The organism is Streptomyces sp. NPDC049040 (genome assembly GCF_043197715.1).
GTDB lineage: Bacteria > Actinomycetota > Actinomycetes > Streptomycetales > Streptomycetaceae > Actinacidiphila.
On the sequence record NZ_JBICTO010000005.1, the window covers coordinates 1 to 24,426 of the forward strand.

The following is a 24,426-nucleotide window of genomic DNA, read 5'->3' on the forward strand; positions in this document are numbered from 1 at the left end:
CCCACGAGACGGCTCCGTGGTGTCCCACTTCATCTCGTTCTCCGGGGTGATCATGTTGAATTCCCGGTCGAGAATCGTCGAGTACGTCGAATTGCCCAACTTCCCCGCAGCCACCGCCGTACCGAAGTACCGCCCCGACTGGGCCGCGGCCGAACCCAGCGAACCCGCCGCCGCGGCATGGGGCGCCGACGTCGCCAGCGCGACGACCGCCAGGGAGGCGCTGACCGCCACTCCGGTGGCTGCTGCCACCGCTTTCCTGTGAACGCTTCGATGTCTGGTGAGCCAAGACATGTCGGTTGGTGCTCCTTACGGTGGGGGGAGAGGACATCGACCGGAAGTCGTTGCCCGGCTGCCATCGGCGTACTTCCTGTTGGGGCACCCTCTACGGGTGAGCGCTAACATCTGGCTACCTCTCACCTGTGGGGCGATGCAGGTAGAGCCTGCATCGCGGATGCCACGACAAGACGCGTCGCAGGAACCGGAGTTCCTCGAGCGGCCCGCCGAACGTCGTCTGGGGTCAACGAAATTTTCGAGATCCCTACGATCGTTTCGCGGCACCTTAGGGCGCCCATCGGAACGCGTCAATACATCCCGCACCGCGGTTCCGTCCGTCCGGAGCGTGTCTGTGAGCGGAGGTGAAGGCCCACCCGTGCTGCCACCCGCGCTTTCACCAGGGTCGATCGGCTCGGAGAGTGATTCCTCCCGTTCTTGGTGGGCAGGTGCGGTGTCGAAATTTTCGAATTCCGAGCGTTGACGTTTCGAGGCCCACGCGTGCACACTTGGCAACGTTTCGCACACTGGGCGTGGATCGTGACTCCTGTCGAGCCGCCGTCACTTGAACGGGGGTTCGCTCAGAATCCGCGCTGGTGCCCGAAAGTTGTTTGGGAGCGCTCTCACCACCGTCCTGGTGGATGACGTTCCGCGCTGCTGATCCCCCCACTTTCCGTGCCTGTCGAAGGGACATGCATGTCGACACTTCAGCGAGCTTTCCGCTCCACTCGCACGGCTGTTCTGTCAGCCGTCGTGGCGTTCGGCGTCGCCGTCAGCGGTCTCATCGCCCTGACCACCGCTCCGGCCGCCCACGCCGACACCCAGATCTGCGACCAGTACGGCTCGACCACGATCCAGGGCCGTTATGTGGTCCAGAACAACCGCTGGGGCACCACCGCCACCCAGTGCATCAACGTCACCGGCACCGGCTTCCAGATCACCCAGGCGGACGGCACCGCCACCAACGGCGGCCCCAAGTCGTACCCGTCGGTCTTCTACGGCTGCCACTACACCAACTGCTCACCGGGCACCAACCTGCCCGCGCAGCTCAGCGCCATCAGCAGCGCGCCGACCAGTGTCTCGTTCAACTATGTCGGCAACGCCGTCTACGACGCCGCATACGACATCTGGCTCGACCCCACGCCCAGGAAGGACGGCGTCAACAAGACCGAGATCATGGTCTGGTACCACCAGACCAGCCCGGTCCAGCCTGTCGGTTCCCGTGTCGGCACCGCGAACGTGGGCGGCCGGAGTTGGGACGTGTGGACCGGCAACAACGGCTCGAACGACGTGATCTCCTTCGTCGCCCCCTCGGCGATAAGCAGCTGGAACTTCGACGTCAAGGCGTTCGCCAACGAGACGATCGCCCGGGGCATGGCCCAGAGCTCCTGGTACCTCACCAGCGTCCAGGCGGGCTTCGAGCCCTGGCAGAACGGAGCCGGCCTTGCGGTGACGTCCTTCTCGTCCTCGGTGAACATCGGCGGTGGCTCGACCAGCGGCGGTTCCAGCACGGGTGGCTCGACGAGCGGCGGCTCGACCACGGGTGGTTCGACCAGCGGCGGTTCGAGCTCGGGCGGCACCGGTTCGTCGACCTGCAAGGTCACCGTCACCCCGCAGACCTGGACGGGCGGCTACACCGCCAACGTCACGGTGGCGAACACCGGGTCGAGCGCCGTCAACGGCTGGAAGGTCGGCTTCACCCTCCCCTCCGGCCAGACCGTCACCAGCGCCTGGAACGCGACCGTCAGTCCCTCCTCAGGCGCCGTCACCGCTTCCAGTCTCTCCTACAACGCCCAGATCCCCGCCGGCGGTTCACAGTCCTTCGGCTTCCAGGGCACATACTCCGGCACCTACGGTCAACCCACCGGGTTCACGCTCAACGGCACGTCCTGCTCCTGACCCTCGTCTGCGCCGCCTCTCCTGGGGCGGCGCAGACGAAGCGGGTGGTGCGGCAGCAGCCTTGACACGGAGGGCTGAATGGTGGAGCGTCTTAATCCTGGACATCCCATGTATACGGAAGTAGTTCTGTAGTTAGCGCTAACAGAGCTGGAGGTGGTCACGTGACACCTTGCCGTAACCGACAGCACTCAACCCGGACAAGACCTGCCGTGCGGGATGAGTGCGCGCTCGCATTGAGCCGGTGACCACCGTCTCGGCCGATGCGTGGACATCCCCCCACATGCAAGGAGGGCGATTCGTGATGTCACGGCTCGTCGCAGAGCTGTGTTTCCGCAGGGTGAGGCGAACCCAAGGGAACCGCCTGCCGCTGCCTCCCACCTGATCCCCCGGCGCGTCACACCGCGGGTCGGCCTCGTGCCGGCCCGAGCCGCCGGGGACGGGACCTCGGCGCGCGCCGCCGACGCCGCGCGTTTTCTGCCTCCCGGAAGGCGGACCGTGCGGCGGCGCCGAGGTCCCTTCTCCTCCACCCTGCCAACAGACATGTGACGACCAGCAGCCGGTGTTCGAAGTGACTGCTGTCCGGAAGGGAGACATGCCGTGCGACACGTAACGCGGGAAGCCCTGAGGGGCGGTCGAAGAAGGACCACAGGTCGGGGTTTACGGCACCGGTCGATCAGGATGATCGTGGCCGCGCTGGTGGCCGTCGCAGGCCTGATCGCGGCGACGCCGGCCTTCCAGCCGGCCGTGGCCGCGAGCAATCCGTACCAGCGGGGACCCGATCCCACCCTGGCCGGCGTGGCCGCTTCCAGGGGGCCTTTCACCACGGCCCAAGTGAGCGTCGCGCCGGGGAACGGCTTCAACGGCGGCACGATCTACTACCCCACCGACAGCAGCTCGGGCACCTGGGGCGCGGTGGCGATCGTCCCCGGCTACACCGCCCTGTTCGCCGACGAGGAAGCCTGGATGGGACCCTGGCTGTCCTCCTTCGGGTTCGTCGTGATCGGCATCGAGACCAACAGCCGCACCGACTACGACGCCGCTCGGGGAACCCAGCTGCTGGCAGCGCTGGACTATCTCACCCAGCGGAGTCCGGTACGCGACCGCGTCGACACCAGCCGGCTCTCCGTGATCGGTCACTCCATGGGAGGCGGCGGTGTCGTGTACGCCTCCGAGCACCGTCCTTCGCTCAAGGCCGCGGTCGCCCTCGCACCCTTCTCGCCTTCGCAGAACATGTCCACCGACCAGGTGCCGACCATGGTCATGGCCGGGCAGAACGACACCGTGGTCACTCCCTCCTACCTCGACGGCCTGTACGCAACGATGCCGGCGTCCACTCAGAGCGACTTCGTGCAGATCGCCGGCGCGGACCACGTCTGGTACACGCATCCGCAGAGCACCGAGATGCGCCTCCTGATCCCCTGGCTCAAGATCTTCGTCGACGACGACACCCGCTACACGCAGTTCCTCTGCCCGTCGCCGGCCGACCCCAGCGGCATTTCGATCTACCACGGCAAGTGCCCGTACGTCCCCCCAGGCGGGACGACCACGGGTGGGACGACCACGGGTGGGACGACCACGGGTGGGACGACCACCGGCGGGACGACCACCGGCGGGACGACCACGGGTGGGACGACCACCGGCGGCACTTCGGGTGGCGGCTCAGGAGGCGCCTGCACGGCGACCTACACGACCGTCAACACGTGGTCCGGCGGCTTCCAGGGAGAGGTCAAGGTCACGGCAGGGGGCCAAGCGATCAGCGGCTGGACGGCGCGGTGGACCCTGGGCAGCGGCCAGACCGTCACCCAGGTGTGGAACGGCGAGATCAGTGGCAGCGGCTCCGATGTGTCGGTGCGGAATGCTTCTTACAACGGCTCGCTGCAGCCGTCGGCGTCGACCACGTTCGGGTTCCTCGGTACCGGGACGCCCACCGACGTGTCGTTGAGCTGCACCAGTCGGTGACCCGTGCTCACGAAGCGGTGACGACCGGCTGAGAGCGCGAAAGCCCCGTGTGACAGACCTCTTGAGCTTCGGCGCCGGAATGTGTCAGTCTCATTTCGGCGCTCACTGCTCCAGGTCTTCCTGCCAGACTCCTGCGCCCCGAACGCGCGCGCGTCCGTTTCTTCCCTCAGGCTGGCGCCATCTGAAGGCACCCAGCCGTTCCGAGAGCTGCGATGTGCGACCAGTCCCAGAAAGAGACTGATACATCGCTCACCGAAGGGATGACATGGATACGACAGTTCGTCGCCCAGGCTGAGGAGCCCAGGTCGGTAGTGAGCTCGTCCCGGCCGCGCGAACCGGCCGTCCCCCCACGCAGAAAGAGAGCGGACCATGATCTCCCCCTTCCGCGCGCGCCCGAGCCGTGGTCGACCACCGAGGGCGGCTCTTGTCGCGGCTCTCGCCGTCGGTGCCGTCATCGCCGCACCGGCCGTGACGTCGCACGCCGCCACCATGACCACCCTCTACGCCTCTCCTTCCGGCAGCGGCACCGCGTGCTCAGCGTCGGCGCCTTGCTCCCTGACCCAGGTGAAATCCTCGGTCGAGGCCGTCGACGGGAACATGAGCGGTGACATCGTGGTGCAACTGGCCGGCGGTACATACCGCATGTCGTCCCCGCTGGTGCTGGGAAGCGCGGACTCCGGCAGCAACGGCCACCAGGTCATCTGGCAGGCGGCCCCTGGTCAGCAGCCGGTGCTGTCGGGTGGGCAGCAGGTGACGGGGTGGTCGCTGAAGGACGCGTCGAGCAACATCTATGTCGCGTCGGTGCCCGCAGGAGCCGATTCACGGCAGTTGTACGTCGACGGCGCCCTCGCGCCGCGAGCGGCGATCTCCATCGCCCGCAGCGACGTCAAGATCACCGCCAGTGGGATGACCATCGTCAATTCCGCGTTGAACTACCTGTCCACGCTGCCTCAGCAGAGCCGGATCGAGCTCGAGAGCCAGAACTCCTTCACGGACCGCTACGCGCCGGTCCAGTCCATCAGCGGCAGCACGATCACCATGCAGCAGCCCGCCTGGAACAACAACAACTGGGGCTACGACACCCTCGCCAGCCCCTTCGCAGGCGGCAGCCTCCAGTTGGAGAACTCCTACAGCTTCCTCAAGACCGCAGGTCAGTGGTATCTCGACCCCCAGGCCGGACAGCTCTACTACAAAGCGCCCAGCAACTGGTCGCCCACATCCCATGATGTCGAACTGCCGCGCCTGACCTCCCTGCTCCAGATCGGCGGGAGCTACAGCAACCCTGCCCACGACATCACCGTCAATGGCATCGCCTTCCAGCACACCACCTGGCTGCAGCCCAGCACCTCCACCGGCTACGCCGACCAGCAGAGCGGTGCCTTCCTGGGACGCACCTTCACCCAACCCTCGGACTTCATGACGTCCTGCCAGTCCGGCTGCCCGCTGTTCGAGGCGGCCCGCAACGGCTGGAGCCAGGTGCCGGCGGCCGTGCAGGTCTCCGCCGCCCGCGGCATCACTTTCAGCGGCGACACCTTCGCGCACCTGGGCCAGGTGGGCCTCGGCATCGGCAACGACGCCAATGCCCACGCTTCGGGTGTGGGGCTCGGCGCATCCTCCGTCACCGTGTCCGGCAGCACCTTCACCGACGACTCCGGTGCCGGCATCGTGGTCGGCGGGGTGCAGCCCGACGCGCACCACCCGTCCAACACGGCGATGACCAACCAGGACATCACCATCCAGGGCAACCGGATCACCGGCGTGGCCAAGGACTACAAGGACATGGCGGGCATCCTGTCCACCTACGTCACCCACGCGGTCATCACCCACAACGAGGTCTCGAACCTCGCCTATGACGGCATCGACGTCGGCTGGGGCTGGGGTGCCAACGACGTCGGCGGCAGCCAGGACTACCGCAACCGCGGCCTGTACAACTACCAGCCGGTCTACACCACACCCACGACGCTGAAGAACACCGTGGTCAGCTACAACGCCGTACACGGCACGAAGAAGGTCTTCCACGACGGCGGCAGCATCTACAACCTGTCCGCCAACCCCGGCACGAGCATCGACCACAACTACATCTACGACAACCAGCACAGCGTGGGTCTCTACCTGGACGAGGGCTCCCGCTACGTCTCCCTCAAGAACAACGTCATCCAGGACTCCGGCGTCTGGGCCTTCACCAACGCCGGCGGCAGCAACAACACCAACGACAGCACCTTCGACACCAACTGGTACAACTCGGGTGCCACCCAGGTGGCCACCGGCTCCCCCCACAACAACGTCCTGACCGGCAACGTCCAGGTCAGCGGCACCAGCTGGCCGTCCGGGGCGCAGCAGGTCATCGCCCAGGCAGGGGTGGGGAGCGGCACCGGCACGGGAAGCACAGGGGCGCTGCACGCCGTGGGCGCCGGCAAGTGCCTCGATGTGCCGAACGCCACCACCACACCTGGCACACAGACCCAGATCCGGGACTGCAACGGCGCGTCCAACCAGACCTTCACCCGCACATCCTCGGGGCAGCTGACGGTCTACGGCGGCAGCAGCCCGATGTGCCTGGACGCCAGCGGCCAGGGCACCACCCCGGGCACCAAGGTCGCCATCTGGACCTGCAACGGCCAGAGCAACCAGCAGTGGACGTTCAATGCGAACGGCACGGTCACCGGAGTGCAGTCGGGACTGTGCCTGGATGTCACCGGCTCGTCCACGAGCAACGGCGCCCTCGTCGAGTTGTGGACCTGCAACGGCCAGAGCAACCAGCAGTGGACGCTCGGCCAGTGATGCACGCACACCCGTCAGGTCATTGCCGTCACTCACTGCAGGAGGTCTCATGACCCCGCGATCCCCCCGGCTGCGCCCGCGGCGTTCCCGGTTCTGCGCTCTTGCCGCCGCGCTGGCCGTCACGGTGGCCGGCACGTCCCTTCTCGCACTCGGGGCCGCCTCGTCCGCCCAGGCCGCCACCTCCCTGCGCACCCTGGCGGAGTCCCAGGGACGCTATTTCGGCACCGCGCTGACCGTCTCCGATCTCAGCAACACCGGCGAGACCACCATCGCCAACGCCCAGTTCGACATGGTCACCCCCGGCAACGAGATGAAGTGGGACACCACGGAGCCGAGCAGCGGCCGGTTCAACTTCGGCCCCGGCGACCAGATCAACTCGTATGCCAAGTCCCACAACATGCGCGTCCGCGGCCACAACCTGGTCTGGCACGCCCAGTTGCCCTCCTGGGTCAGCAACCTGCCGCTGAACCAGGTGCAGGGCGCCATGGATGCCCACATCTCCACGGAGGTCAACCACTACAAGGGGCAGATCTACGCCTGGGACGTGGTCAACGAGCCCTTCAACGGCGACGGCTCCTTCGTCAACGACGTCTTCTACAGGGCGATGGGCTCCAACTACTTCGCCGAGGCCCTGCGCACTGCCCACACAGCCGACCCCAGCGCCAAGCTCTACATCAACGACTACAACATCGAGGGTCAGAACGCCAAGAGCAACGCCCTGTACAACCTGGCCAAGTCCCTGCTGTCCCAGGGCGTCCCCCTCGGCGGCATCGGCTTCGAGAGCCACTTCATCGTCGGGCAGGTCCCCTCCGACTTCCGGGCCAACATGCAGCGCTTCGCCGACCTCGGCCTGGACGTGGCGGTCACCGAGCTCGACGACCGCATGCAACTGCCCGCCTCCGGCTCCGGACTCCAGCAGCAGGCGACCGACTACGGCAACATCACCAAGGCCTGCCTGGCCGTCTCCCGGTGCGTGGGCATCTCCCAGTGGGGCGTCGACGACGCCAACTCCTGGATCGACGGCACCTTCCCCGGGTATGGAGCCGCCACCATGTACGACCGCAGCTTCCAGCCCAAATCGGCCTACTACTCCACCGTGACCGCCCTCGGCGGGAGCTCGACCACCACCCCGCCGCCCAGCGGCGGCGGTGCGCTGCACGCGGTGGGTGCGGGCAAGTGCCTCGATGTGCCGAACTCCTCGACCACGCCGGGTACGCAGCTGCAGATCTGGGACTGCAACGGCCAGGCCAACCAGAGCTGGACGCGTACCGCCTCGGGCCAGCTCACGGTCTTCTCCGGTGGCAGCCAGCTGTGCCTTGACGCCTACAACCACCAGACCACCGCGGGCACCAAGGTCGAGACCTGGACCTGCAACGGCGGCACCAACCAGCAATGGACCCTCAACTCCAACGGCACCGTGACCGGAACCCAATCCGGCCTGTGCCTCGACGTCACCGGCGCCTCCACCGCCAACGGCGCCCTGGCCGAACTGTGGACCTGCAACGGCGCCGGCAACCAGCAATGGACGCTGAGCTGATCCCTGCACCACGCCCCTGCCGGTGAGAGCCGGCAGGGGCGCTCCATTTCCGGCACGGTCGATTCCCCCGTGCCTTCCCCCCCGAGGAGTAGAAAATGCTGCACGCAAACGCCTCTCCAGGCCGCCACACGCGCAGACGGGCTCGGCCGTCCTTCGTCGTGGCGTCCGTGCTGGCGCTCCTGGCCACCTTGCTCGCCGCGGCATTCGGCATGTCGGTGCCCGCGTCAGCCGCCACAGCGCCCGTGGTCGGTGCGGCATCAGGCCGGTGTCTCGACGTGAAGGGCAACGTCGACACGCTGGGCACGGCGCTGGACATCTGGGACTGCGGCGGCCAGAGCGGCCAGGCTTTCGAATTCACCTCGGCCGGCGAGCTGCGGACGCTGAACGGCACGCGCTGCGCGGACGCCAACGGCCAGGGGACAGCGCCGGGGACCCAGGTGATCATCTGGTCGTGCAACGGGCAGTCGAACCAGCAGTGGCGGCAGAATTCCGACGGCTCGATCACCGGTGTGCAATCGGGTCTGTGCCTCGACGTGAACGGCGCGGCCACGGCGAACGGCACCGCCGTCATCCTGTGGACCTGCAACGGCCAGAGCAACCAGAAGTGGACCACCTCGACGACCCCGCCCCCGAGCGGCTCGGGACCGTGTGACATCTACAGCGCGGGCGGCACCCCGTGCGTCGCCGCCCACAGTACGGTGCGTGCGCTCTACGGCTCGTACAGCGGCAGCCTCTACCAGGTGAGGCGCACGTCCGACAGCACGACCAGGGACATCGGGGTGCTCGCCAAGGGCGGCTTCGCCAACGCCGCCGCGCAGGAATCGTTCTGCGCGAACACCTCCTGCGTGATCACGGTCGTCTACGACCAGTCCGGCCGGGGCAACGACCTGTGGTACCAGGGGTCGTCCCAGGTCCCGGGATCGAGCCAGAGCAGTCCTGCGAAGGCGACCTCCGAGTCCCTGACGGCCGGGGGCAACAAGGCGTACTCGCTGTACATCAACCCGGGCAACAGCTACTGGCGGGACGGCCACCTCACGGGCGTCCCGACCGGCAGCGCGCCGGAGGGCGCGTACATGGTGACCAGCGGAACCCATGTGAACAACGGCTGCTGCTTCGACTACGGCAACAGCGAGACGACCCGGAAGGCGGACGCCGCCGGAGCGATGGACGCGATCAACTTCGGCACCCAGTGCTGGTTCGGCGGCTGCTCGGGCTCCGGCCCGTGGGTGCAGGCGGACCTCGAATGGGGCCTGTACCCCGGCGGAAGCCAGTCCTGGAACTCCAACCAGCGGGCATTCACCAGCAAGTTCGTCACAGCGATGCTGAAGAACAACGGGACGTCGCGGTTCGCGCTGAAGGGCGCCAACGCCCAGTCCGGTTCTCTGACCACGCTGTGGGACGGCGCCCTGCCAGGCGGATACAGCCCCATGAAGAAGCAGGGCGCGATCGTCCTGGGCAGCGGCGGTGACTGCTGCAAGCCCGGTGGGGGAGCGAACCTCAGCGCGGGGACCTTCTACGAAGGGGCCATGGTCGCCGGCTACCCGTCGGATGCCACCGACGCCGCGGTGCAGGCGAACATCACTGCCGCCGGCTACCGCTGACCCAGGAGGCGCCGATCGGCTCCGAAGCCGTGAGTCGCGTCGCACGGACCGCCTGTGCCGCCCCCGGACCGGGGTCGGCACAGGCGGTTTCCACCAGGCCCCGCTGGCATGACTTGCTAGTCTCTGACGGCGGCTGCAGGGGAGTGGGGGGTCAACCGATGTCACTGACCGACAAGGCCATCGCCCGGATCAGGGAGCTCATCCAGTGCGGAGACCTTCTCCCCGGGGCGAAACTGCCTCCGGAGCAGCAGCTGGCATCGGACCTCGGGCTTTCCCGCAACCTGATGCGCGAGGCGGTCAAAGCGCTCGTCGTCGCACGGGTCCTGGAGATCCGGCGAGGGGACGGCACCTATGTGACCAGCCTGGAGCCCGCGCTGCTGCTGGAAGGCCTCGGGTCCGCGGTGGAGTTGCTGCGAGGTGACAAACTGCTGGAGCTGACCGAGGTCCGCAGACTCTTCGAACCGATCGCGACGGGTCTGGCAGCCGAACGGATCACCGAGGACGACCTGGCCGGGATCAAGCACCACCTGGACGCGATGACGCAGGCAGGCGACGACGTCGAACTGCTCAACAGACACGACGCCGCTTTTCACCGTGCGGTGATCGCCTCTGCGGGAAACAGCACGCTGGCCACACTCCTCGAAGGCATCTCCAGCCGCACGGTGCGCGCCCGGGTGTGGCGCGGCCTGGTCGATGACGAGGCCGGCGGCCGGACCGTCGCGGAACACCGCGAGATCTACCGCGCCCTGGTGGCACGGAACCGTGCCCTGGCCGAGGCGGCGGCGCTGATCCATGTGAGTACGACCGAGCAGTGGCTGCGCGAGCACTTCGACCAGGAGGGACCGCAGAGCGGCGCGGGCCGCCTGTGACCGCCGGGGTCGGAATGACGAGAGGGCGAGTCGTACCGCCTGGCTCACGAGCGACGCGGAGAGCCACCCTCGACCCCCACCGGTCGAGGGTGGCCCGTATGCGGCGACAGTCCACCCGGACAAGGCGTTCCAGGCGCTCCAGGACCGTCGCCGCAGGACTCCGCGTCGGATGTTCCGACTGCGTGCAGGGTGCCCGGCATCGGAGCCCTGCTCAGCTCCGCAGGCTCCACTGCTGATTGGATCCGCCCGTGCAGTTCCACAGTTGGATCTTCGTGCCGTTGGCGGTGCCCGCTCCGCCGGCGTCGAGGCACAGCCCCGATTGCACACCGGTGATCGTGCCGGCCGAGTTGATGTTCCACTGCTGGTTCGGCTGGCCGTTGCAGTCCCAGATCACCGCTGCGGTGCCGTTGGCGGTGCCCTGGCCTGAGGCGTCAAGGCACTTGTTGCCGTAGACCATGAGCTGCTTGCCTGAGGTGTAGGTCCACCGCTGGTTGGCACCGCCGTTGCAGTCCCACAGCTGTGCCTGAGTGCCGTTGGCCGTCGTGGAGTTGCCGATGTCGATGCAGCGGCCCGACTGCCGGCCCACGATCTGCTGATTCGCGGGCGGCTGGCTGGTGGGGGGCTGGCTGGTGGGTGGAGTGGACGAGTCGAACTGTGTGAAGAACTTCCACACCTCTGCCGAGGTCCAGGTGTGCCAGCCGTCCCCGGTGGACCCGTCGATGGGGCCCGGGTCGTGGCCTGCTCCGTCGAAGGCCGCCCATACGACCGGGTACCCGGACTTGCACCCGGAGTACGCGGTGATGATGTGCGTCAGGCTTCCGTAAGCGGGCTCCGGCGGGTTCTGCGAGGTGCAGCCGTTGTTTCTGACGAAGGTGTCCCGCAGTGCGCGACCGGAAGCGATGGGCAGGACGTTGTCCCTGATGCCGTGCAGTCCCATGTACGCGACGGGCTGGGTGCCGCCGCTGCAACCGCTGAGGTTCGCCCCGGAATAGACCGCGACCGCGCGGAAGACCGCCGGGCGGGCGCAGGCGAGTGCGTAGGTCATCGCCCCGCCGTAGCTGAACCCGGACGAGAACAGCTGCGTGGTGTCGACGCACAGGCCGGACTCGATCTGCCGGACCATGTCGTCGACGAAGGTGACGTCCTGCCCATTGGTGTTGGCCCAGCCGTTGTTGATGCCCTGGGGCGCGACGAAGATGGTGCCGTTGCCCGCGTTGTCGGCCAGCCGTCTGAGCCCGTAGTAGGACCAGTTGTACCCGTCGGTCCCGCCCGAGTCGACGTCGTTCATCGTGCCGCCCACCCAGTGGAATCCGAAGACCAGCCGGTAGGGGCGCGTGTTGTCGTAGCCGGCCGGGACTCTCAGGATGTAACTGCGGTTCTGGCCGCTGCTCTGGATCGTATGCGTACCGCTCGCCAGCGTCGGAGCCTGGCCGCACCCGGCGGTGGCCGCAGCGGCTCCGGCGGCTGCGGGCGAGGCACTCGCCCCGACGCTCAGTGCCGTGCCGGCGACCGCCAGGACCAGAGCCAATGCGGCCAGAACCGGCGTGAGTAAGGATCTGCGTCTCATGGGCGCTTCCTTCGCTGTGGGGGGACAGAAGCCGCGGTGCGCCGGCTGTCGGGCCCTCGGCAAGCCATAGCCGGTCGAAACGATTCGCATGGGACGCGAACCCGCTTGCCACGCCTGCGGGTCCGGTTCGCCAGTGACCGTGAGCGCTAACATACGGTTGTTGCGAAAAATCGCGCCCCGAGAAGGAGATGGGATGTCTTTTTGAGCAACGGCGGCAGCTTGCATCACCCCTGCGCGCGCTGTCAACCCTTGTCACAGACGGCGCGACGACCGCGCGTGCCTTCGCCCGGCGGCTGCCGCCACGACCGGCTTCGACCCGGAATATCAGGGTGGCGCCGGGGGTGCGACGAAGCGGCCGCCCACGGGCGCACCCATCAAGTGGCGTGTTCGGAACCGGACTTCGTGCCCTTGACAGACCGGCGGAGTCGAGAGCACCGTCTGACCCCGAAACCTCTCGGCAATCCCACTTCGGACCGTACTTTCCGGCCACTCTCCAGATGTGAGCGCTAACGCGCCAGGGGTCACCACAACCACCACGTCAGCGGGTCCCGCTGGTCGGATCTCCCCCTCCGGCCGCGGGAGACCTCCACCCTGCGAAAGGAATCCACTGTGTCAGCACTCAGCCTGTTGTTCCGGCGATTGCGAGCGTCGACGATCGTGCTGTCAGGCCTTCTCCTCGCCGTCGGCGGCATCGTGGGGACCGGCGCGTCGCCGGCCCATGCCGCGACCTCCATCACGATCAACGGCGCATCCGGTGGCCGGACCTTCGACGGCGTCGGCGCGATCAGCGGCGGCGGCGGCAACAGCAGACTCCTGGCCGACTACCCCGAGCCGCAGCGCGGCCAGATCCTCGACTACCTGTTCCGCCCCGGCTACGGCGCCTCGCTGCAGATCCTCAAAGCGGAGATCGGGGGTGACACCAACTCCACCTCGGGTGCGGAGCCGAGCCACCAGCACACCCGGTCCGACCTGAACTGCAACCGCGGCTACGAATGGTGGCTGATGGAGCAGGCCAAGGCCCGCAACCCCAACATCAAACTGTACGGCCTCGCCTGGGGCGCGCCCGGCTGGATCGGCAACGGCAACTTCTGGTCCACCGACATGGTCAACTACCTGGTCTCCTGGCTGGGCTGCGCCAAGCAGCACGGGCTGACCATCGACTACCTCGGCGGCTGGAACGAGCGGGGCTACAACGTCGCGTGGTACGAGCAGCTGCGCAGCGCGCTCAACAGCAACGGCTACGGCGCCATCAAGATCGTCGGAGCCGACTCCGACTGGTCCATCGCCAACGACGTCAACTCCAATTCGGCGTTCGCCTCCTCGGTGAGCGTCATCGGAACGCACTACCCCTGCGGGTACCGGTCCGCCCAGACCAACTGCAGCGTGCCGGCGGCCGCCATATCGACCGGCAAGCCCCTGTGGGCGAGCGAGAACGGCTCCGACGACTACAACGGCGGCGCCCAGGCGATGGCGCGAGGCATCAACCGCGGCTACATCGACGGGAAGATGACGGCCTACCTCAACTGGCCCGTCGTCGCCGCGGTCACTCCGAACCTGCCGTATCCGACCATGGGACTCGCCCTGGCCTCGCAGCCGTGGTCCGGCTCCTACGCGATCGGCAAGAACGCCTGGGTGATGGCGCAGACCAGCCAGTTCACCGCCCCGGGCTGGCGGTACCTCGACTCATCGAGCGGGTACATCGGCGGCAACCGCAGCAACGGCAGCTATGTATCGCTCAAGTCCGGCAGCAACTCGGACTACTCCACGGTCATCGAGACCATGGACGCCGGGAGCGCCCAGACGCTGAACTTCAACGTCACCGGCGGGCTGTCGACCGGAGCCGTCCACGTGTGGTCGACCAACGTCAACTCCGGCAACTCGGCCGACTACTTCGTGCACTCCTCGGACATCACCCCGTCGAACGGCAGCTTCAGCCTCACCGTGCAGCCCGGTCGCGTCTACACCGTCACCACCACGACCGGCCAGGGCAAGGGCACCGCCACCGGACCGAGCCAGGGTGCGTTGGGCCTGCCGTACAGCGACTCCTTCGACAGCTACGCCGCCGGCAGCGAGGCGAAGTACCTCATGGACTGGCAGGGCGCCTTCGAGGCGACCACCTGCGGGGGCAGCCGCAGCGGGATGTGCGTGCGCCAGATGAGCCCGCAGAAGCCGATCACCTGGGACGCGCTGTCCGATCCGCACGCCCTGCTCGGTGACGTGGGGTGGAGCAACTACACGGTCTCCTCCGACGTCCTGCTGGAACAGTCCGGATACGCCGACCTGCTCGGCCGCGCCAACTCGCAGGACTACACCACCACCGGCGGCCTGAACGCCTACCACCTGCGGGTGAGTGACACGGGGGCGTGGTCGATCCTGAGCTCGAGCACCAACGGAAGCGTCTCCACCCTGGCCCACGGCACGGTGTCGGCGCTGGGCACCAACCGGTGGCACACCCTGGCCCTCACCTTCTCCGGCTCGACGATCTCCGCCGCGATCGACGGTGCTGCGGTCGGCTCCGTGAACGACTACGCCTTTGCCGGCGGCCAGATCGGCTACCAGACCGCACAGACCGAGACAGCCCAGTTCGACAACCTGTCCATCACCCCCGGCAGCGGTGGGAGCGGCGGCACCACATCCACGATCACCGGTGTCGCCTCCGGCAGGTGCGTGGACGTGCCGAACCAGTCGCAGACGGCCGGTACCCAGGTGGAGTTGTGGGACTGCAACGGCGGCAGCAACCAGCAGTGGACCAGCACCTCGGGTCATGAGCTGCGGGTCTACGGCGGCGACTGCCTGGACGCGTCCGGCGGAGGCACCGCTCCCGGCACCAAGGTGGACATCTGGACCTGCAACGGCGGCAGCAACCAGCAGTGGACGGTCAATGCCAACGGCACCATCACCGGTGTGCAGTCCGGCCTGTGCCTTGACGCCACGGGCAACGGAACCGCCAACGGCACCCTGCTGGAACTGTGGACGTGCAACGGCGCCGGAAACCAGAAGTGGACACGCGGCTGATCTCCGACTCGGGCAGACCGCTTCCCGATCAGCGACACCACCTCGTCAACCAACCTGAAAGGCTCGAGCATGTCTTCCTCTTCCGTGCCGATCAGCCGGCGCGGCCTGCTGACGGCAGCCGGTGCGGCCACGGCTTTCGGGCTGCTGCGGTTCGCCCCCGAGGCGGCCGCGACCGACGGCCCCGGGAGCTACACCGCGAGCTGGTCGTCCGTGGACCAGCACCCCCCGGCCCCGGCCTGGTTCCAGGACGCCAAATTCGGCATCTACTACCACTGGGGCGCCTTCAGTGTTCCCGCCTTCGGGAACGAGTGGTACCCGCGCAACATGTACATCGGCGGCTCGGCCGAGAACCAGCACCACATCGCCACCTACGGCGACCCCTCGGTGTGGCCGTACAACAACTTCATCGACGGTGCTCGCGACAAGGCGGGCAACGTCGTTCAGTTCGCCCCCAAGCTGGCCTCGCAGGGCGGCAACTTCGATCCGACCGCCTGGGCGCAGTTGTTCAAGGCCGCGGGTGCGAGGTTCGCCGGCCCGGTGGCCGAGCACCACGACGGGTTCTCCATGTGGAACAGCACCGCCAACCCGTGGAACTCGGTACGGCACGGTCCCAAGCTCGACCTGGTGGCGCAGCACGCCCAGGCCATCCGCGGTCAGGGGCTGAAGTTCATGGCCTCGCTGCACCACGCGTACCACTTCAACGGCTACTACGACCACGTGCCCTACCAGTCCGACGCGACACTGCGCATCCTGTTCGGCCAGCAGGGCACGGCCACCGAGAACCAGCTCTGGTACAACAAGCTGATCGAGGTCATCGACGGCTACCAACCCGACCTGATCTGGCAGGACTTCGATCTGGGCCTGGTCCAGGAGAGCTACCGGCTCCAGTTCCTGGCGTACTACTACAACAAGGCCGTCGCGTGGAACAAGGACGTGGCCGCCACCTACAAGGACGGCCTGGACAACAAGGGCGAGGTCTTCGACTTCGAACGCGGCGGCCCGTCCGGTCTGCTCACACCGTACTGGCTGACGGACGACAGCATCTCCTCGTCCAGCTGGTGCTACACCGCGGGCATCGGCTACTACACGACGCAGGCCCTGCTGCACGCGCTGATCGACCGGACCAGCAAGGGCGGCACCATGCTGCTGAACATCGCCCCCATGGCCGACGGCACGATTCCCTCAGGGCAGCAGACGATCCTGCGCGGCGTGGGGGACTGGCTCGGCCGCTTCGGGGAGGCGATCTACGGAACCCGCGCCTGGGCCGCCTACGGTGAGGGACCCACCCAGATGGGCGGCGGCTCCTTCAGCGGCCCCAAGGCCGGTGTCGCCAAGGACGTCCGGTTCACGCGCAGCCAGGACAACAAGGTGCTCTACGCCACCGCGCTCGGCTGGCAGGGCGGCACCATGACCATCACCTCCCTCAACTCCAACCAGTTCAACATCAGCAGCCTGACCGGCGCCCAGCTGCTGAACAACTCCGCGGGCAGTTACACCAACCTGCCCGCGCCGACCCAGGACGGTTCCGGCCTGCACCTGTCCATGCCCTCCTCCGGCGCGCCGTTCAGTGCCCTGGCGTACACCGTCAAGCTCACCTTCTCCGGCCAGATCCCGTCGCTGGGCGGCGGCGGGACGGGGACCGGGTACGTCAAGATCGCCAACGTGACCAGCGGTCTGGCGCTCGACAGCGGCGGCAACGTCGCCTCCGGCTCCAACCTCAAGCAGTGGACCTACGACGGGAGCAGCAACCTCCAGTGGCAACTGGTGGACCTCGGCAGCAACTACTACCGCATCGTCAACCGCACCAACGGGATGGTCGCCGACAGCTGGGGCAACACCGCCAACGGAGCCCCGGCACGGCAGTCGGCTTGGAACGGCGGGAACAACCAGCAGTGGACCCTCACGAGTCTGGGCAACAACCGCTACCAGATCGTCAACCGCGGGACCGGCACCGCACTTGACGGATCCGGCAGCACCACGTCCGGCTCCACCGCGGTGATGTGGTCGCCGAACTCGAGCACCAACAACGAGTGGACCATCACCGGGGTGTGATCTCCGCAGGTGAGGGCCGTGCCTGGGGCCTGCCCTCACCACCTCCCGTCCCGTCCCCGGCCGGCGCCCCGCCGACCGGGGACGGGACGATCCCGGGCAGTTGCGCCAGGGCGGACCCTGCACGCTCCCTTGACCAGTCGACGCAACCCTCCTACGTTGTGCGCTGAGCAATCCATTGCTCAGCACGGCAGTCCGGAGCGCGCCCAGTCGACCCGGAGCCGTCGGACGGGCGGCTCCGCTGCCGGCGGCCTTCGCGGCGGCCTTGGCGCTCCCCCCACTTCTGGAAAGGTGTCCCTCCCATGCGTGCATTCGCGCACCATCGACCCGGCCGGCGGCTGACCGGCACGATCGGCCTCGGCGCCGCGGTGCTGGCCGTCGGCGCCGCCGCGTTCGCCGGCCCGCCCGCACACGCGGCGGCGCCAGCCTCCACCACCTTGGTTGTTAGCGCTAACCAAGTGCTGCGACCGGTCACTCATGTCGCCACGGGCAGCCTGTACGGCCTGGCGAACGCCTCCACCCCGGCTGACAGCCTGGTCCAGGCGATCAAGCCGAACACCTTCGTCCAGAAACCCCAGGGCGGCCGTCAGCAGGGCACCGGCGACATCCTGACGGTGGCACCGAAAGCAGCGCGCGCCGGCGCGAAGGTCGTCAACCGGCTGTCCGACTACTACGCGGGCTGGCCGTACCAGTTCAGCTGGAGCAACTGGCTGTCCGTGGTCGACGACCAGATTGCGCAGACGAAGGCGTCGGGCATCACCAACCTGGCCGCGTACGCACCGTGGAACGAGTCCGACAACACCTGGCTGTCCTCCAACGGGACCTTCGAGGACTTCTGGACCCGGACGTACCGTGAGATCCGCGCCAAGGACTCCACGACGCCGATCCAGGGCCCGAGCTTCTCGGACAACATCAGCGACATGGACAACTTCCTGCGGAACGCGGTCGCCACCAACACCGTGCCGGACATCATCGCCTGGCACGAGCTGTCACGCTCGTCGAAGATCGCCGGAGATGTCGCCACCGTCACCGCGCTCGAGAGCAAGTACGGCATCAGCCCGCGGCCGATCGCCATCGAGGAGTATGCCGCTCCCTCCGAAGTCGGCGTCCCCGGTGCGCTGGTGGGCTACATCGCCAAGTTCGAGCGGCTGGGTGTCCACGACGCGGAACTCGCCTTCTGGAACCAGTCCGGTGCGCTGGGCGACCTGCTCACCGGCCAGGGCGGCAGCCCCAACGGGGCCTACTGGCTCTACAAGTGGTACGCGGACATGAGCGGCTCCATGCTCGTCACCACGCCTCCCGCACAGACCGGCATCGACGGCGCGGCCTCGCGCAACAGCGCGGGCAACGAGGTCGACGTGGTCTTCGGCGGCAGCTCCGGCGACTCGGCCGTCACCGTCAACGGCCTGAACGCACTGTCCGCCTTCGGCGCGACGGTTCACGTGAAGGTCGAGTACACACCCGCCCCCGGACGCACGGTCGCGGTGTCGGGACCCACCACCGTCTCGGAGGGCGACTACGCGGTGAGCAACGGCACCCTCACCGTTCCCGTCTCCGCGAACAGCGCCTACGCCTACCACCTCGTGATCACCCCGGCGAGCAGCGGCTCCACGCTCGACGGCACCTACCAGATCGCCAACAAGAACAGCGGCCTGGCGCTGGACACGCAGAACGAGGCCACGGGACAGGGCACGCTGGTCGACCAGGCCACGGCCAACAGCTCGGCCACGCAGAAATGGACACTGGTGTCCGCCGGCTCGGGCCTGTACAAGATCCGCAACCAGGCGAGCGGGCTCGTGCTCGGCATCAGCAACATGAGTACCTCCAACGGGGGCACCGCCCTCATCTGGGGCGACAGCGGCACCGCCGACCACCTCTGGCGGCTGAGCCCGGACGGCACCGGCTACTACAAGATCGCCAACAGCAACAGCGGGCGGCTGCTCGGTGTGCAGAACATGAGCACTGCCAGCGGCGCCCAGGTCCTGCAATGGGAGGACAACGGCACGGCCGACCATCTCTGGAAGCTCAACCCGCGCTGACCCGCGTCCTCCGGCCGGAGGACACCACTGGTTGCCGCCCCGCCGCACCCCGGTGCGGCAACCAGTGCCCCCGGTCCGCCTCTGCGGTCGCACGGACTGTCCCGGAAGAAAAGGTTTGCCTGGACTTTCGCACAGGGAACGGCAACTCGACGGCCTCTGCCGCGTACATCGCCCAGGTCGCCATCGGGCCGTCCATCTCCGCGCTCACGCCGGAGGGGTAGGTTGAGCGGGTGTCCGATACACCGGTGATTCTGTTGCTGTCCGGGAGCCTGCGTGCCGGTTCCACCAACGAGGCCGTGCTGCGTACCGCGGAGGTCGTGGCGCCGTCGGTGAAGGTGCGCACCTTCTTGTACGACGGGCTGGCGGGGCTTCCGCATTTCAACCCCGACGACGACACCGACCCGTTGCCGCCGCCTGTGGCCGCGCTGCGGGAGGCGATCGACCGGGCGTCCGGCATCCTGATCTGCACCCCGGAGTACGCCGGTACCCTGCCGGGTTCGTTCAAGAACCTGCTGGACTGGACAGTGGGCGGCACCGAGATCTGCGACAAGCCGACGGCCTGGATCAGCGCGGCGGCGCCCGGCCGCGGTCACGGCGCGGAGGCCACCCTGCTTACGGTCCTGGGCTACACCGGCGCCGACATCGTCGAACCGGCCTGTGTGAAGGCCCCGGTGGACCGGGGGACGGTCGGCGAGGGCGGGCTCATCGACGACGAGGAGGTCCGCAGGCAGATCGGCGAGGCGCTGGGTCTGCTGGCGGCGGCCGCCGAGCGGGCCGCAGCGGCCGGCCAGGCGTGACTCGGGCCGGGGGAGCGGTCGGCAGTCCTGGCTGTCATCCGGGCTGGAGGGCGAGGTGACTGGTGCTGCTGCCGCGCCACTCGATCAGGAAGAGAGTCGCGTCATCGCTGGTGCGTCCCCCGCGTTGCTGTTTCAGGATGTGTGAGAGCTGGAGCGCGCTGGCTCGCATCCCACTCTTGACGCGTCCGAACCGATTGACGCAGTCGATGAGCCTCTGCTCTCCGAAGGACTCCCCGCCGCTGTCCCGCTCCTCGATGACGCCGTCGGTGTAGCACAGCACCCGGTCACCGGGTTTGAGCTGGATCTCGCTGATCGAGGGTCGCTCGCCGCCGAGGCCCACCGGCAGGGTGGTCGGGCCTTCCAGGCGCTGGATCACCTGCTGCTCACGGATCAGCAAGGGCGTGGGGTGGCCTGCGTTGACCCAGGTGAACAGCCCTCTGGTGGTGTCCAGGTGCATCATCTGCGCGGTGACGAAGTGGTCGGGCCCGAACTGCTCTGCGATGGCCTGGTCGAGGAAGGCGTACTTCTCGGCGAGGCTGATGCCGGCGCGCCTGGCGTGCCGGTAGGCGCCGATGGCGACGGTCGCCATGGTTGCCGCATCCAGGCCGTGGCCCATCGCGTCGATCACGGCCGCGTGCAGGATGTCGTCGTTGAGGGCGTAGTCGAAGCTGTCGCCGGCGATGTCGTAAGCGGGCTCGACGGCCCCCCCCACCGCCACCTGGGGCACCGACATCGTCAGCGGCGGCAGCAGAGACCATTGCATCTCCGCGGCCACGCTCATCTCCTCGCGGCGACGGGCCTGGAAGAACTGGTCGGTATAGGCGTGCTTGGTGATCAGCATGTCGGCGACCAGAGCGGCGACGCGCCGCAGCAGCCGCCGGTCGTCGTCATCGACGGTGTCCAGGGTCAGGGCCATCACCCCCACCTCGTCGCTGCCGTCCAGCAGCGGCAGGTACATCCGTACGCCGCCGGTGCGTTCGACCTCGACACAGGAGGCAGTCAGGAACGCCCTGCCGGCGGGGGAGCCGCCGATGTCCTGCGGGTTGCAGACCCGCAGCCCGCGGCCGGGCAGCGGCACCAGCAGCTCTCGTGCGTAATCCTGCAAGAGGATCGAGACCTCCCGGCCACCGACGCGGGCGACTTCGTCCGCGATGAGCGGAGCGATCAGCTGCGGCGGCATCTCGTGTGCCCGGTCCAGTAGCCGTCCCAGCAGCCGCTCGCCGAACCCCTCCGACCGGTCCACCGCCAACAATCGTTCACCTCCTGGCACGGCCACGCCCCGTGAGGTCCCCGGACCGGAAGCTGATCGTTCTTGCGAGACACCCGGGGCCGTCCCGCCCGGCGGGCGTTTCCATGACCTGATCATCGCCGCATACGTCTGGCGCAACGTCTCCGGACGGCGTCTCCCGGGAGTGAATCATCCTGACGGCGTAGCGAGCCGGACACCCGGTCCGCACGGTGATACGGACGAAACGGCCTGGCCGCCTCGTAGCGGCAATTTCCGCGTCGTCCCCTCTCGCGCTGACGCCGTGCTTCGCACCAGGCGCCGCCCCCCTGCCGGATGGTGGCAGTCGTATCCCGGTGAGACCACCATGTCCTGTCTGTCGCGGACGGGTTCGCCGGCGGTGCAGAACTTCCTTTCCCCCTCGGTGGGAATGGCAGTGGTGATCGCGCTGGTACGCGGGTTCGCGCAAGGGTTCGGCGACGATCGGGAACTTCGTCGCGGTCAAGGAAGGCCGTGATGCCTGGGAGGGCAAGGGCTGCTGCGCACCCGCTGCCCAGGCTGATCCGCCCGCCGCCGGATGAGGCACCTCCGCGGGCGGGCCCACCTCATCGCCGGCCTCTTGGCGTCAGCCCGGATCTGCTCCGCGGTCCACTGGCAGGCGGCAGGTTCCCGCCGGCTCCGCCGGACAGGGCAACCCGGGCGGGCGACGACCAGTCAGGCCCCGACGCGGGCGAGGAAAGCGCGGATCAGCGGGGCCACTTCATCCAGGTGGGATTCGAGCAGGAAGTGCCCACCGTCCAGCAGATGGATCTCCGCGTCCGGAAGGTCCCGGACGAAGGCCTCGGCGCCGGCCGGTCCGAAGATCTCGTCGTTCTTCCCCCAGACGGCCAGCAGTGGCACGTGCGACTCGCGGAAGTACTGCTGCACCGACGGATAGAGGGCGACGTTGGACGGATAATCGGCGAAGAGCGCGAGCTGGATCTCGTTGTTGCCCGGGCGGTTGACGGCGGCGTGGTCGTGGAGCCAGGCGTCCGGGCTGACGAGGCTCGGGTCGGGGACGCCGTGCGTGTACTGCCAGCGGATCGCGTCCAGGCCGAGTGCCTCCAGGAGCGGAGCGGCGTTCTGCGCAGTGCGGTCCGCTGCGTACCGCCACAGCGGTGCCCAGAAGGAGTCGACGAACCCCTCCTCGTAGGCGTTGCCGTTCTGCGTGATGAACGCCGTGACGCGCTCGGGGTGCCGCAGGGCCAGCCGCCAGCCGGTGGGGGCGCCGTAGTCCTGGACGTACAGCGCATAGGAGTCGATGCCCTGCTGTTCCAGGAAGGCGTCCACGACGTCGGTGAGGTGGTCGAAGGTGTACGCGAAGTCCGCCACGCCGGGTGTGGCGCTGAGGCCGAAGCCGATGAGGTCCGGCGCGACGACATGGTGGTCCTCGGCCAGTCGCGGCAGCAGATCGCGGAACATGAACGAACTGGCCGGCGCCCCGTGCAGCAGCACGACGTGCGGGTGGGCGGGGTCGCCAGCCTCGCGGTAGAAGACATCGAGGCCGTCGACCTCGGTCGTGCGGTGGTGGACTGCGGTCACGAGCTGCTCCTGTGGCGAAGAATGGTGGGGGGCGTGCAACGGCCCGGCTCCGCCGGGTTGCAGCCGGCTGCCTCCATGCGACTACCGGCCGGCCTGCGCCGCAACCGGTCCGCACGATCGCCGGGATCCGGGTACCGCGTGACGTCGGCGAAGGCGGCCGCTCACTCGGCGACGTCGACGACGACCTTGCCCGCGGTGGTCCCGGTCTCCACCGCGGCGTGTGCGTCGGCGACGGTCTCCAGGGTGAACCTGCGGGGGTCCACGAGCGGCTTGAGCCGACCGCTGTCGGCGAGTGCGGCCGCGTTCCCCATGATCTCGCCGTGGTGCTCCCTGCCGTCGCCCGTGAGCATGGGCAGCAGGGTGAAGACGCCGGAGTAGGTGGCGCCGCGGAAGGACAGTGGGGCGATGCTGTGGGTGCCCCATCCCAGGGCGCTCACCACATGGCCGGTGTGGATCCGGGCGGCGGCGAAGGACGCGTCGAGGGTCTTTCCGCCGACGGTGTCGAACACGACGTCGAAGCCCTGGCCGCCGGTGTGCTCCGCCACGTAATCCGAGACGTCCGTGCTGGTGTAGTCGATGGGTATGGCGCCCAGCTTCTGGATCCTCTCCAGGCTTTCCGGTGAACCGGTGGCGAAGACCTCGGCGCCGCGGGCGCGTGCGATCTGGATCGCCACGTGGCCGATGCCCCCGGCGCCACCGTGCACGAGGACCCGGTCGCCGGCCTTCACCCCTGCACGGTCGACCAGGCCTTCCCAGGCGGTGATGGTGACCAAGGGGAGCGCCGCGGCCTCGCGCATGGTCAGCGAGGCCGGCTTGTGCGCCAGGAGCCGGGCGTCCACGGCCGCGTACTGGGCCAGCGACCCCTGGAGGTCCCCGACGCCGCCGGTGAGGCCGTAGACCTCGTCACCAGGAGCGAAGCCCTGTACGCCGTCGCCCACTGCCTCGACCACGCCCGCGAGGTCGAGGCCCAGTACGGCGGGAAGCACCCGCTCGGCGTGGGCCGCCTTTCCGGCCCGGATCTTCGTGTCCAGCGGGTTCACACCGCTGGCGTGCACTTTCACCAGGACCTGGCCCGGCGCGGCCACAGGGGTCTCGATCTCGGTCAGCTCCATCGGCGTGTCGTACCGGTTGAGGACGAGTGCTCGCATGGTGACTCCTCGGGTTCTCCGTGATGTGACCGCCGGTGTGCGGAAAGGGGAACCCGTCGGCGGCGCCGGGTTCCACTGTCGTCCTCGCG

The 24,426-nt window shown here is 68.1% G+C and carries 15 protein-coding genes and 1 pseudogene; 11 read left to right on the forward strand and 5 right to left on the reverse strand.

From position 1 onward, the window contains the following. Positions 1 to 291, reverse strand: a 291-nt coding sequence (locus ACGFMP_RS15505; RefSeq protein ID WP_393672839.1) for an endo-1,4-beta-xylanase, incomplete at its 3' end; no start/stop codon positions are given. Between the two features lie 675 nt (positions 292 to 966). On the opposite strand from ACGFMP_RS15505, the gene ACGFMP_RS15510 reads away from it, so the two are divergent. From ACGFMP_RS15510 to ACGFMP_RS15535, 6 genes are all read left to right on the forward strand, one after another. Beyond that, on the forward strand, positions 967 to 2,169 hold the full coding sequence (locus ACGFMP_RS15510; protein ID WP_393672840.1) for a cellulose binding domain-containing protein: 1,203 nt from the start codon (positions 967 to 969) through the stop codon (positions 2,167 to 2,169). Between the two features lie 684 nt (positions 2,170 to 2,853). Next, positions 2,854 to 4,128 (forward strand): cellulose binding domain-containing protein, encoded by a 1,275-nt coding sequence (locus ACGFMP_RS15515; RefSeq protein WP_393672841.1) that lies wholly within the window; start codon positions 2,854 to 2,856, stop codon positions 4,126 to 4,128. Positions 4,129 to 4,497: 369 nt separating this feature from the next. Further along, entirely contained in the window at positions 4,498 to 6,909 is a 2,412-nt protein-coding gene (locus ACGFMP_RS15520) for a ricin-type beta-trefoil lectin domain protein (RefSeq protein ID WP_393672842.1), read from the forward strand. A gap of 49 nt (positions 6,910 to 6,958) precedes the next feature. After that, a complete protein-coding gene (locus tag ACGFMP_RS15525; protein ID WP_393672843.1) occupies positions 6,959 to 8,446 on the forward strand; it encodes an endo-1,4-beta-xylanase in 1,488 nt (495 codons plus the stop codon). A gap of 170 nt (positions 8,447 to 8,616) precedes the next feature. Further along, complete coding sequence (locus tag ACGFMP_RS15530; protein ID WP_393673324.1) at positions 8,617 to 10,047, forward strand: arabinofuranosidase catalytic domain-containing protein; 1,431 nt, start codon at positions 8,617 to 8,619, stop codon at positions 10,045 to 10,047. Between the two features lie 158 nt (positions 10,048 to 10,205). Then, positions 10,206 to 10,916, forward strand: coding sequence for a FadR/GntR family transcriptional regulator (locus ACGFMP_RS15535; RefSeq protein ID WP_393672844.1), 711 nt, complete (start codon positions 10,206 to 10,208; stop codon positions 10,914 to 10,916). A gap of 211 nt (positions 10,917 to 11,127) precedes the next feature. Here ACGFMP_RS15535 and ACGFMP_RS15540 read toward each other — a convergent pair whose 3' ends face one another. Further along, positions 11,128 to 12,483 (reverse strand): ricin-type beta-trefoil lectin domain protein, encoded by a 1,356-nt coding sequence (locus ACGFMP_RS15540; RefSeq protein WP_393672845.1) that lies wholly within the window; start codon positions 12,481 to 12,483, stop codon positions 11,128 to 11,130. Positions 12,484 to 13,092: 609 nt separating this feature from the next. Here ACGFMP_RS15540 and ACGFMP_RS15545 point away from each other — a divergent pair. From ACGFMP_RS15545 to ACGFMP_RS15560, 4 genes are all read left to right on the forward strand, one after another. Then, positions 13,093 to 15,498, forward strand: a complete 2,406-nt coding sequence (locus ACGFMP_RS15545; RefSeq protein ID WP_393672847.1) for a ricin-type beta-trefoil lectin domain protein — start codon at positions 13,093 to 13,095, stop codon at positions 15,496 to 15,498. 69 nt (positions 15,499 to 15,567) lie between these two features. Then, positions 15,568 to 17,550, forward strand: coding sequence for an alpha-L-fucosidase (locus ACGFMP_RS15550; RefSeq protein WP_393672848.1), 1,983 nt, complete (start codon positions 15,568 to 15,570; stop codon positions 17,548 to 17,550). 299 nt (positions 17,551 to 17,849) lie between these two features. Further along, positions 17,850 to 19,586 carry an RICIN domain-containing protein gene (locus ACGFMP_RS15555; protein ID WP_393672849.1) on the forward strand — a complete coding sequence of 579 codons (1,737 nt, stop codon included), beginning with the start codon at positions 17,850 to 17,852 and terminating at the stop codon, positions 19,584 to 19,586. Between the two features lie 245 nt (positions 19,587 to 19,831). Continuing rightward, positions 19,832 to 20,383 (forward strand): NADPH-dependent FMN reductase, encoded by a 552-nt coding sequence (locus ACGFMP_RS15560; RefSeq protein ID WP_393672850.1) that lies wholly within the window; start codon positions 19,832 to 19,834, stop codon positions 20,381 to 20,383. Between the two features lie 34 nt (positions 20,384 to 20,417). Here ACGFMP_RS15560 and ACGFMP_RS15565 read toward each other — a convergent pair whose 3' ends face one another. Then, positions 20,418 to 21,626, reverse strand: coding sequence for a PP2C family protein-serine/threonine phosphatase (locus ACGFMP_RS15565; protein ID WP_393672851.1), 1,209 nt, complete (start codon positions 21,624 to 21,626; stop codon positions 20,418 to 20,420). 322 nt (positions 21,627 to 21,948) lie between these two features. Between ACGFMP_RS15565 and ACGFMP_RS15570 the strand changes: the two are divergent. Beyond that, positions 21,949 to 22,077: pseudogene (locus ACGFMP_RS15570) on the forward strand (potassium-transporting ATPase subunit KdpA); the annotation flags it as partial. Between the two features lie 245 nt (positions 22,078 to 22,322). Here ACGFMP_RS15570 and ACGFMP_RS15575 read toward each other — a convergent pair. Further along, positions 22,323 to 23,189 (reverse strand): alpha/beta fold hydrolase, encoded by an 867-nt coding sequence (locus tag ACGFMP_RS15575; protein WP_393672852.1) that lies wholly within the window; start codon positions 23,187 to 23,189, stop codon positions 22,323 to 22,325. Between the two features lie 161 nt (positions 23,190 to 23,350). Further along, positions 23,351 to 24,337 carry a zinc-dependent alcohol dehydrogenase family protein gene (locus ACGFMP_RS15580; RefSeq protein WP_393672853.1) on the reverse strand — a complete coding sequence of 329 codons (987 nt, stop codon included), beginning with the start codon at positions 24,335 to 24,337 and terminating at the stop codon, positions 23,351 to 23,353. Positions 24,338 to 24,426: the final 89 nt, after the last annotated feature.

What these genes read in the sequence shown, in the direction of transcription:
- ACGFMP_RS15540 (WP_393672845.1), bottom strand. Translation starts at nt 12,483, where the DNA reads ATGAGACGCAGATCCTTACTCACGCCGGTTCTGGCCGCATTGGCTCTG.
- ACGFMP_RS15555 (WP_393672849.1), top strand. Translation starts at nt 17,850, where the DNA reads ATGCGTGCATTCGCGCACCATCGACCCGGCCGGCGGCTGACCGGCACG.
- ACGFMP_RS15550 (WP_393672848.1), top strand. Translation starts at nt 15,568, where the DNA reads ATGTCTTCCTCTTCCGTGCCGATCAGCCGGCGCGGCCTGCTGACGGCA.
- ACGFMP_RS15580 (WP_393672853.1), bottom strand. Translation starts at nt 24,337, where the DNA reads ATGCGAGCACTCGTCCTCAACCGGTACGACACGCCGATGGAGCTGACC.
- ACGFMP_RS15525 (WP_393672843.1), top strand. Translation starts at nt 6,959, where the DNA reads ATGACCCCGCGATCCCCCCGGCTGCGCCCGCGGCGTTCCCGGTTCTGC.
- ACGFMP_RS15535 (WP_393672844.1), top strand. Translation starts at nt 10,206, where the DNA reads ATGTCACTGACCGACAAGGCCATCGCCCGGATCAGGGAGCTCATCCAG.
- ACGFMP_RS15510 (WP_393672840.1), top strand. Translation starts at nt 967, where the DNA reads ATGTCGACACTTCAGCGAGCTTTCCGCTCCACTCGCACGGCTGTTCTG.
- ACGFMP_RS15520 (WP_393672842.1), top strand. Translation starts at nt 4,498, where the DNA reads ATGATCTCCCCCTTCCGCGCGCGCCCGAGCCGTGGTCGACCACCGAGG.